The sequence below is a fragment of the Kocuria aegyptia genome, from assembly GCF_039530085.1.
GTDB lineage: Bacteria > Actinomycetota > Actinomycetes > Actinomycetales > Micrococcaceae > Kocuria > Kocuria aegyptia.
The window spans coordinates 184,121-193,459 of the sequence record NZ_BAAAOA010000010.1; the positions used below are offsets into that span (position 1 = coordinate 184,121).

The following is a 9,339-nucleotide window of genomic DNA, read 5'->3' on the forward strand; positions in this document are numbered from 1 at the left end:
GCCGCGCGGCCGGCCCGGCGCGCCGGTCAGGAGCAGGTCACCAGGCCAGGGCCTGCGCCCGGCGGCGGATCTCCGTCTTGCGCCCGTCCCGCAGCGCGTCGACCGGCCGTCCCGGCAGGGACTCGTCCTCCGTGAACAGCCACGCGATCGCCTCGACGTCGGTGAAGCCGGAGTCCCGCAGGACCGCCACCGTGCCCTTCAGGGAGTCGAGCACGGCGCCGTCCAGCAGGAACGCGGCCGGCACCCGGCGGATGCTGTCGTGCGGGTTGCGGACGGCGAGGAGCGTCCCGTCGTCGACGAGTCCGTGGACGCGGGTGACCACGAGGCCGAGCTGCTCGGCGACGTCGGGCAGGGGCAACCACTCCTGGACGAGACCGTCCAGGCGGTCGAACTCCTCGGTGCTGATTCCGGATGTGTTCTTCACGCCCCCAGAGTGCCACGTCCGCCGGTGCCCGTGCCACGCGGGCCCGCCACGGTATGCTCGACCCGCGGAGCCGGCTGAGACCTCCGCACCTTCCCCGATCAGCGTCAGAGAGCCACTTCATGCCGTATCCCCCCGACAGCGACACGACCGACCCGAACGACGCACCCCGCCGCACCACCACCGAGACCCCCGGGCCCCCGGACGACCGCTCCCCCGGGTGGGCGCGCCGCGCCCGCACGGGCTCGGCGGTCACCGCCGTCGCCGCCCTGGCCGCCCTGGGCGGGAGCGGCGTGGCCCACGCCGCCCCCGCGCAGACGGCCCAGGTGGCCTCGGCGCCCCTGCTCGTGGGCCAGAAGACGACGAAGGCCCCCGTGCACACCGTGTCCCCCGGGGACTCCCTGTGGGCGGTCGCCCAGCGCCACGGGGTCGCGGTGGACGAGCTGATGCGGTGGAACGACCTCTCGGGCGCGGCGCTGCTGATGCCCGGGCAGAAGCTGCGCCTCTCCGGCGGCGCGGCCCCGGCGGCCGGGTCCCCGGAGCAGTCCGCCCCGCCCGCGGGAGATCCGCCCCGCGCGGAGCACGTCGTGCGCTCCGGCGACTCGCTGTGGAGCATCTCCCAGGCACGCGGGGTGTCGGTCCAGTCGCTGCTCGACGGCAACGACCTCACGGTGAACTCGCTGTTGCGCCCGGGACAGCGGCTGTCGGTCGCCGCGCCGGCCCCCGGCGCCGTGCGGACCGCGCAGACCCCCTCCCCGGAGCGGGCCGAGGAGCCCCGGCCGGCACCCGGGCGCGCCGTCGGCGACACCTTCCTGGGCCGCACCTACGAGGACGGCGTGGTGGACTCCGCCAACCGCCACCACGAGCAGCTGGCCTCCCGTCCGGCGCCGTCCCGCGAGCAGATGCGCCGGCTGGTGCACGACACCGCCGTGCGGATGGGCGTGGACCCGGCCCTCGCCCTGGCCCACGCCTACCAGGAGTCGGGCTTCGACCACCGGGCCGTCTCCCCCGCGGACGCCGTGGGTGCCATGCAGGTCATCCCCGACGCCGGGGACTGGGCCTCGGGCCTCGTGGGCCGGGAGCTCGACCTGCTCGACCCGCAGGACAACGTCACCGCCGGCGTGGCCATCATCCGGCAGCTGGACCGCGCCGCGCCCAGCACCGACGTGGCCATCGCCGCGTACTACCAGGGCCTGCACGGCGTGAAGAAGTACGGGATGTACGACGACACCAAGCAGTACGTCAAGAACGTCAAGGCCCACCGGAAACGGTTCGGACCGTGACCTCCGGCCCAGCCGGCACACAGCGCCCCGCCCTAGGCTGAGGCCGTGCAGCACGCGCTCCCCGACCACCTGACCGGGACCCTCCTCGAGGGCCGCTACGAGCTGGGTCCGCGCATCGCCCGCGGCGGCACCGCCACCGTGTACCGGGCGGTGGACACCCGCCTGCAGCGGGTCGTGGCGGTCAAGCTCATGCACCCCCATCTGGCGGAGGACCCGACCGCCGCGGACCGGTTCGTGCGGGAGGCCCGGGCGGCGGCGCGGCTGTCCCACCCCCACGTCGTCTCCGTGCTGGACCAGGGCCACGCCCCGGACGGGGTGCCCTACCTGGTCATGGAGCACGTGGCGGGCTCGACGCTGCGCGACGTCCTTCGCCGCCGGGGCGCCCTGCCCCCGGGCGAGGCGCTGGCGCTGCTGGATCCGGTCCTCGACGGGCTCGCGGCGGCCCACCGGGCGGGTCTGGTGCACCGTGACGTGAAGCCGGAGAACGTGCTGATCTCCGGCACCGGCCGGGTGACGGTCGCGGACTTCGGCCTGACCCGCGCCGTCGACCAGCACACGGCGACGGCGACGGTGCTGGGCACGGTGGGCTACGCCTCGCCGGAGCTCGTGACCGGGCAGCGGGTGGACACCCGGGCGGACGTGTACTCGGCGGGGATCGTGCTCTTCGAGCTCCTGGCCGGGCGCCGTCCCTTCGAGGGCGGCCCGTTGGCCGTGGCCCGGGCGCACGCGGAGGGCGCCGTCCCGGACCTGCGCACCCTCGACCCCGGTCTCCCGGCCGGTCCGGCCCGGCTCGTCGCCCGGGCCACGGCGCGGGACCCGCAGCGGCGTCCGCCGGACGCCGGCAGCTTCCTCGAGGAGCTCCGGGCGGTGCGGTCGGGCCTGCGCCCCGCCGAGCTCGCGCGCCTCCCGCCGCCCGGCTCCGTCCGGGGCGGTCCGCCCGCGCCGCCCCGGGACAGCGGCGCCACCACGGCGCTGGACCCCGCGGGCGCGCCCACCGCGGCCCTGGGCGCGGAGGCCGCCCCCACGGAGGCCCTCGGCCCCGCCGCCCCCACCGAGGCCCTCGGCCCGGCGGCCGTCCGGACCGAGGCGCCGCGACCGCGAAGCACGCCCACCGAGATCCGGCGCCCGCCCGGGCCCGGCTTTCCGGCGGCGTCCGGCCGGCCGCTGCCGGCGCGGCGCCCGGGCGGCTCCTCCGACCCGTGGCGCCCGGAGGTCGAGCTGCGCCCCACCCGCCCCCTGCACGCGGCGGGGACGCTGGCCCTGGTCGCTCTCGCGGTGGCCGGGGCGGCGTTCCTGGGCTGGCTCCTGGGCTCCGGCCCGGGCGGGACCGTGAGCGTGCCGGACGTGCGGGGGGCGGGGCCCGAGCTCGCCGAGCAGTACCTGGCCGGGGCCGGTCTGGGCAATGTCGCCGTCCACGAGACCGCGGACCCGGTGGCCCCCGCGGGCACCGTGCTCGGCACCGACCCTCGGGCCGGGGCCACGGCGCGGACCGCTGAGCAGGTCGTCCTGCTGGTCTCGGCCGGTCCCGAGCGGACGACCGCGCCCGACGTGTCCGGGATGCCGGAGCAGGACGCCCGGGCCCGCCTCGAGGAGGCCGGGCTGACGGTCGGCAGCCGGACCCCGGTCCCCGACGACGCCGCCCCCGGGACGGTCGTGGGCCAGCACCCCGAAGCGGGCCACGCGATGGCCGAGGGGTCCGCGGTGGAGCTCGCCGTCTCCGGCGGTGCCCGCGCCGACTCCGCTCCCGGGGTGCTGGGACGGCCCGTGGACGAGGCGGTCCGGGTCCTCGCGGAGGCGGGCTATCCCGCACGCGTCGAGGAGAGCCTCGGCGCGCCCTTCGGCTACGTGGTGGCCCAGACGACGGACGGGGCCGAGGTCGTCCTCACCGTCGTCTAGCGGACGGCAGGTCCGGCCCCGGCCCCGTCGGCCGGTGCCGCGCTCAGCGGCGGGAGAGGTAGCCCGCCACGAGGAACGCGATCTCCAGGGACTGCATGTGGTTCAGGCGCGGGTCGCACAGGGACTCGTAGCGGTCCTGGAAGGAGGACTCGTCGACGGGATCGGCGCCGCCGAGGCACTCCGCGACGTCGTCGCCCGTCATCTCCACGTGGATGCCGCCGGGGAAGGACCCGATCGCCTCGTGCACCTCGAAGAAGCCGCGGACCTCGTCCACGACGTCGTCGAAGTTGCGGGTCTTGTAGCCGGACGGCAGGGACACCGTGTTGCCGTGCATCGGGTCGGTGACCCACACGACCTTGGCGCCGGAGCGCTCCACGGCCTCGACGAGCGGCGGCAGCTTCTCCCGGATGTTCCCCGCCCCCATCCGTGTGATGAAGGTGAGCCGTCCCGGCTCGCGCTGCGGGTCGAGCTTGTCGATGAGCGCCAGGGCGTCGTCCCCGGTGGTCTTGGGGCCGAGCTTGACGCCGATCGGGTTGCGCAGCCGGGAGAGCAGGTCCACGTGGGCGCCGTCGAGCTCCCGGGTGCGCTCCCCGATCCACAGGAAGTGCCCGGACGTCCCGTACGGGAGGTGGGTGCGGGAGTCGATGCGGCTCAGCGCCCGCTCGTAGTCCAGCAGCAGGGCCTCGTGGCCGGCGTAGAACTCCGTGGTGCGCAGGGCGTCGAAGTCGGCCCCGCACGCGTCCATGAACTTCACCGCCCGGTCGATCTCGCGGGCCAGCGACTCGTACCGGGCGTGGGCCGGGTTCGTGGTGAAGCCCATGTTCCAGGCGTGCACGAGCCGCAGGTCGGCGAACCCGCCCGTGGTGAAGGCGCGGATGAGGTTCAGGGTGGAGGAGGAGGTGTGGTAGCCGCGCACCATCCGCCGCGGGTCGTGGACCCGGGACTCCTCGGTGAAGTCGAAGCCGTTGACCATCTCGCCGCGGAACGTGGGCAGGGTCACGCCGTCGCGGGTCTCGTCGTTGGACGAACGCGGCTTCGAGAACTGCCCGGCCATCCGGCCCATCTTCACGACGGGCATGGACGCGCCGTACGTGAGCACCACGGCCATCTGCAGCAGCGTCTTGACCCGGGCGCTGATCCGGTCCGCGGTGGCGCCCTCGAAGGTCTCGGCGCAGTCCCCGCCCTGCAGGAAGAACGCGCGGCCATGGGCGACCTCGGCCAGGCGTTCCCGCAGCTTGTCCACCTCCCCCGCGAAGACGAGGGGCGGGACCGCGTTGAGCTCGGCGATCGAGGCGGCGAAGTCGGGGTGGTCGCCCCATGTCGGCTGCTGGTCGGCGGCCAGCTCGCGCCAGTCGTCCAGCCCCGGGTAGTCGGCGGCCGAGGGCACCGGGGAGGCGAGGTTGCGGAGGCTGTCGGGAACGGTGAAGTCGAGCATCATGTCTTCCTATGTCTCGTCCGGGGCGGGACCGGACGCGGGATCAGGGGGCGGTGGGCCGCTGGGGGTCGTCGTCGGCGGCCCCGGGGCGGTCGCGGTGGGCGATGGAGTCCGCGGTCCGGCGGGCGGTGTGGGCGGCGCTGCGCGCCTTGTCCTTGGCGGTGCCGACGAGCTCCGCCGCGGCCTGCTTGGTCTCCTGGCGCTTCTGCTCGGCGAGCCGCTTCTTGTGCTCCGAGGCGTAGACGTCCACGTAGACCTGGCCGGAGAGGGCCTGGATCGCGTGCATGATCTCGTCGGTGACCTCCCGCAGCAGGGCGTGCTCGCCCTGCCGGCCCCGGTAGCGGGAGAAGTCCAGGGGCTCGCCGAAGATCGTGGTGACCCGGGCGCTGCGGCGGGGCATCGGCAGCCTGGTCCCGATCGGCTGGACCTTGTCGGTGCCGACCATGGCGATCGGGACGACCGGGACCCCCGTCTCGAGCGCGAGCCGGGCCACCCCGATCTTGCCCTTGTACAGGCGGCCGTCCGGGGAGCGGGTGCCCTCCGGATAGATCCCGAGCAGCTCCCCCTCCAGCAGCTTGCGCCCGCCGTTGCTCAGGGACGTCGCGCTGGCCCGGCCTCCGGAGCGGTCCATCGGGATCTGGTTGATGGCGCGGAAGAACGCGGCCATCACCCGCCCCTTGACCCCGGGGCTGTTGAAGTAGTCGGACTTCGCCAGGAAGTACACCTGCCGGGGCACCGCCACGGGCATGAACACCGAGTCGGACACGGAGAGGTGGTTGCTCGCGAGGATGGCCGGGCCCTCCTCGGGCACGTGCTCCAGGCCGCGGACCTCGGGACGGAAGGCGACGTTGATCAGGGGGCCGACGACGTAGCGCTTCAGAAACATGTAGACCATGTGGGAGAGGACTCCTTCGTGCTGATCGGGATGTCGCGAGGGTCCGTGCCGCTCGGACCGGGTCCGGCCTCCGGTATTCTCTCACGTCCGCGCGGGCGCCGACGCCGGTCCGCCCGCCGGCGGCGCCCGGTCCTGACATCATGGACGCATGACGCCACCCGTCGAGGACCAGCACCTGCCCGCTCCCTCCGCGAGCCCCGGGCCCGCCGCCGAGGAGGATCCGGGCGCCCCCTTCCGGTATCCGGCCGAGGGCCCCGCGGGCGCGCTCGTGCTGCACGGCTTCACCGGCGTCCCCTTCAGCGTCCGCCCGTGGGGCCGGGCCCTGCACGCGGCCGGCGCCGACGTCGTCGGGCCCGTGCTGCCCGGCCACGGCACCCGCTGGGAGGACCTCGCGGAGATCCGCTGGGAGCAGTGGCGCGACCACGCGGCCGAGCACGTGGAGCGGCTGCGGGCCCGGCACGACGTCGTGGTGGTGTGCGGGCTGTCCATGGGCGGGGCCCTCGCCCTGCACCTCGCCGCGACCCTGCCCGTGGACGGGGTCGTGGCCCTGAACCCGGCCCTGTCCCTCGTCAGCCGCACGGCACGCCTCGCCCCGGCCCTGCACCGTGCGGTGCCCTCCGTGCGGGGCGTGGGGGACGACATCAGCCTTCCCGGGGTCACCGAGCACGCCTATCCGCGCACGCCGGTGGCGGGCGTCGCCGAGCTGGGCCGGTTCATGACCCGCACCCGGAGGATGCTGCCCGCGGTCAGCGCCCCCGTGCTGCTGCTGCGCTCGCAGCACGACCACGTGGTCTCCGACGCCTCCCACCATCACGTGCTGCGCCGGGCGGGCGGGGACGTGGAGCTGGTCCGGCTGGCGGAGAGCTTCCACGTGGCCACCCTGGACCGGGAGGCGGACGTGGTCGCGGAGCGGACCGTGCGCTTCCTGGGGGCCCTGCTGGCCGGCCGCAACCCGGTCACGGGGAGACCGTCGCGCCCGGCCGCCCGGGGGGACCGGCGATGACCGCGGGCCCAGGAACGCCCGGCGGCGCCGGGCCCGGTCCCGAGGACGAGTGGAGCCGGATCGTGTCGGACCTCGAGGACGTGCGCCGGGCCGGCGACCGGCACCTGACCGGGCCCCGTGACTGGTCCCCCGGCGACGCCGCCCCCGGCGGGCCCTCCGCCGGGGCGGAAACCGCCGAGGACCCGGGGGGCGCCGAGGACGACGACACGCCCTACTCCCCCGACCCCGGACCGGTCACGCAGGGACTCAGCGGCGGCGCCCTGCTGTCCTGGACCGTGCTGGTGGGCGTGCCCGTCCTGCTGGTGGTGCTCTCCCTGCTGCCCGGCTCCCTGCCGTGGTGGGCCATCGTGACGGGCCTGGTCGCCGTGGTCGGCGCCATCGGCCACCTGCTGCGGTCCCTGCCCGAGGACCGCGACGACCTGGACGACGGCGCCCGCGTCTAATCGGGTTTGCGTGAGCCAATTCACTAGACTGGGGCGGACGGCACACCGACCCCGATCCGAGGAGAACCCCATGCACCACGTCGCGACCGACGCCCTCGTGGACCCACCGGCCCACAGCCGCATCACCGACTTCCTGCTGATGCAGGCGGGGCAGGACGAGGACCCGCACCTGTACACCGTCCTGGCGGCGGAGGGAGCCCCCCGCGAGGTGCACGCCCGGGAGTTCCTGGCCGCCGTGCAGGGAGTGGCCAAGGGTCTCGTGGCCGCGGGGATCGAGCCCGGGGACCGGGTGGGCATCCTCAGCAGGACCCGCTACGAGTGGACCCTCGCGGACCTCGCGATCTGGTACGCCGGCGCAGTCCCCGTCCCCGTCTACGACTCGTCCTCGACCCAGCAGATCGCCTGGATCATGGGCGACTCCGACGCCAAGGCCGTCTTCGTCGAGACGCAGGCCCTCGAGGACTCGGTGCGCACGGCCTCGCGGGAGACCCCGTTCCGCGCCGCGGAGAACGTGTGGCGCCTGGACGGCACGGGCACCGGCCTGGACGAGCTCGCGCGCGCCGGCGCGGACGTCCCCGACGAGGAGCTCGAGGCCCGCCGCAGCTCGCGCGGGCTGGAGGACGTCGCCACGATCATCTACACCTCGGGGACGACCGGACCGCCCAAGGGGTGCGAGCTCACGCACGGGAACTTCGTGCGGCTGTGCGAGAACACGGCGCTGGTCGTCTCGGACATCATCCACCCGGGCGCCCGGACCCTGATGTTCCTGCCGCTGGCCCACGTCTTCGCCCGCTTCGTGGAGGTGATCGCCCTCTACTCCGGGACCGTCCTGGCCCACACCCCGGACGTGAAGAACCTCATGGGAGACCTCGCGGCCTTCCGTCCCACGTTCATCCTGGCCGTCCCGCGCGTGTTCGAGAAGATCTACCAGAGCGCCCGGCTCAAGGCCGAGAAGGGCGGGAAGGCGAAGTCCCTGATCTTCGAGCGCGCCGTGGCCACGGCCGTCGCGTACTCGCGGGCCGGTCAGGACGGACGGGTGTCACCGGTCCTGCGGGCCCGCCACGCCCTCTACGACCGGCTCGTGTACTCGAAGCTGCGGGAGGCGATGGGCGGGGAGGTCACGCACGCCGTCTCGGGCGGCGCCGCCCTCGGCACCCGGCTGGGCCACTTCTTCAACGGGATCGGCGTGTACGTCGTCGAGGGCTACGGGCTCACGGAGACCACCGCCCCGATCGCCGTCAACACCCCGGAGATCGGCAAGATCGGCACCGTGGGCCTGCCGCTGCCGGGCAACGAGATCAGGATCGCCGAGGACGGGGAGGTCCTGGTCCGGGGCGCGCACGTCATGCGCGGCTACCACGGGCGCGAGGACCTGACCGCGCAGGCGTTCGAGGACGGGTGGTTCCGCACGGGCGACCTCGGCTCGCTCGACGAGGACGGCGCCCTCTCCCTCACCGGGCGGAAGAAGGAGATCATCGTCACCGCCGGGGGCAAGAACGTGGTCCCCAACGTGCTGGAGGACCCGATCCGTGCCTCCGCCCTGGTCTCCCAGGTCATGGTGGTCGGGGACGACCGGCCGTTCGTGGCCGCCCTCGTCACCCTGGACCAGGACGTGCTCCCCGCGCGCCTGGAGCTCATGGGCCTGGATCCGGAGATGCCAGTGTCGGAGGCGGCGCGCCACCCGAAGGTCGTCGAGCACGTCCAGGACATCGTGGACCACGCGAACAAGGCGGTCTCCCGCGCGGAGGGCATCCGGGCCTTCGAGATCCTCGACGTCGACTGGACGGAGGCGTCCGGGCACCTGACCCCGTCCATGAAGATCAAGCGGACCAGGATCGCCCAGGACTTCGCGGACCGGATCGAGGAGATCTACTCGCGTCCCGCCCCCGAGCCGGCTCCCGCCCCCGCCACCCCGGCGGAGCGGATCAAGGAGAAGCTCTCCCAGGCGCACCTGCCGGGCCGG

The 9,339-nt window shown here is 74.7% G+C and carries 8 protein-coding genes; 5 read left to right on the forward strand and 3 right to left on the reverse strand.

Going from position 1 to position 9,339, the window contains the following annotated elements; translation table 11 throughout:
- Window positions 1–37 precede the first annotated feature (37 nt).
- Entirely contained in the window at window positions 38–424 is a 387-nt protein-coding gene (locus tag ABD220_RS04705; RefSeq protein ID WP_344120253.1) for an Rv2175c family DNA-binding protein, read from the reverse strand.
- A 119-nt stretch (window positions 425–543) separates the two neighbouring features.
- Here ABD220_RS04705 and ABD220_RS04710 point away from each other — a divergent pair, with 119 nt between their 5' ends.
- Window positions 544–1,704, forward strand: coding sequence for a LysM peptidoglycan-binding domain-containing protein (locus ABD220_RS04710; protein WP_344120254.1), 1,161 nt, complete (start codon window positions 544–546; stop codon window positions 1,702–1,704).
- A gap of 45 nt (window positions 1,705–1,749) precedes the next feature.
- Window positions 1,750–3,600, forward strand: a complete 1,851-nt coding sequence (pknB, locus tag ABD220_RS04715) for a Stk1 family PASTA domain-containing Ser/Thr kinase (protein ID WP_344120255.1) — start codon at window positions 1,750–1,752, stop codon at window positions 3,598–3,600.
- Between the two features lie 43 nt (window positions 3,601–3,643).
- Here pknB and ABD220_RS04720 read toward each other — a convergent pair whose 3' ends face one another.
- On the reverse strand, window positions 3,644–5,038 hold the full coding sequence (locus ABD220_RS04720; protein ID WP_425552507.1) for a class II 3-deoxy-7-phosphoheptulonate synthase: 1,395 nt from the start codon (window positions 5,036–5,038) through the stop codon (window positions 3,644–3,646).
- 40 nt (window positions 5,039–5,078) lie between these two features.
- A complete protein-coding gene (locus ABD220_RS04725) occupies window positions 5,079–5,930 on the reverse strand; it encodes a lysophospholipid acyltransferase family protein (RefSeq protein WP_344120257.1) in 852 nt (283 codons plus the stop codon).
- Window positions 5,931–6,078: 148 nt separating this feature from the next.
- Between ABD220_RS04725 and ABD220_RS04730 the strand changes: the two genes are divergently transcribed.
- The 3 genes from ABD220_RS04730 to ABD220_RS04740 all read left to right on the forward strand — a co-directional run.
- On the forward strand, window positions 6,079–6,933 hold the full coding sequence (locus ABD220_RS04730) for an alpha/beta hydrolase (RefSeq protein ID WP_344120258.1): 855 nt from the start codon (window positions 6,079–6,081) through the stop codon (window positions 6,931–6,933).
- Complete coding sequence (locus ABD220_RS04735; RefSeq protein ID WP_344120260.1) at window positions 6,930–7,376, forward strand: hypothetical protein; 447 nt, start codon at window positions 6,930–6,932, stop codon at window positions 7,374–7,376. Before ABD220_RS04730 ends, ABD220_RS04735 begins: the two co-directional genes overlap by 4 nt.
- Before the next feature lie 70 nt (window positions 7,377–7,446).
- Window positions 7,447–9,339 (forward strand): AMP-dependent synthetase/ligase (locus ABD220_RS04740; RefSeq protein ID WP_344120262.1); only part of this gene is annotated, 1,893 nt, incomplete at its 3' end.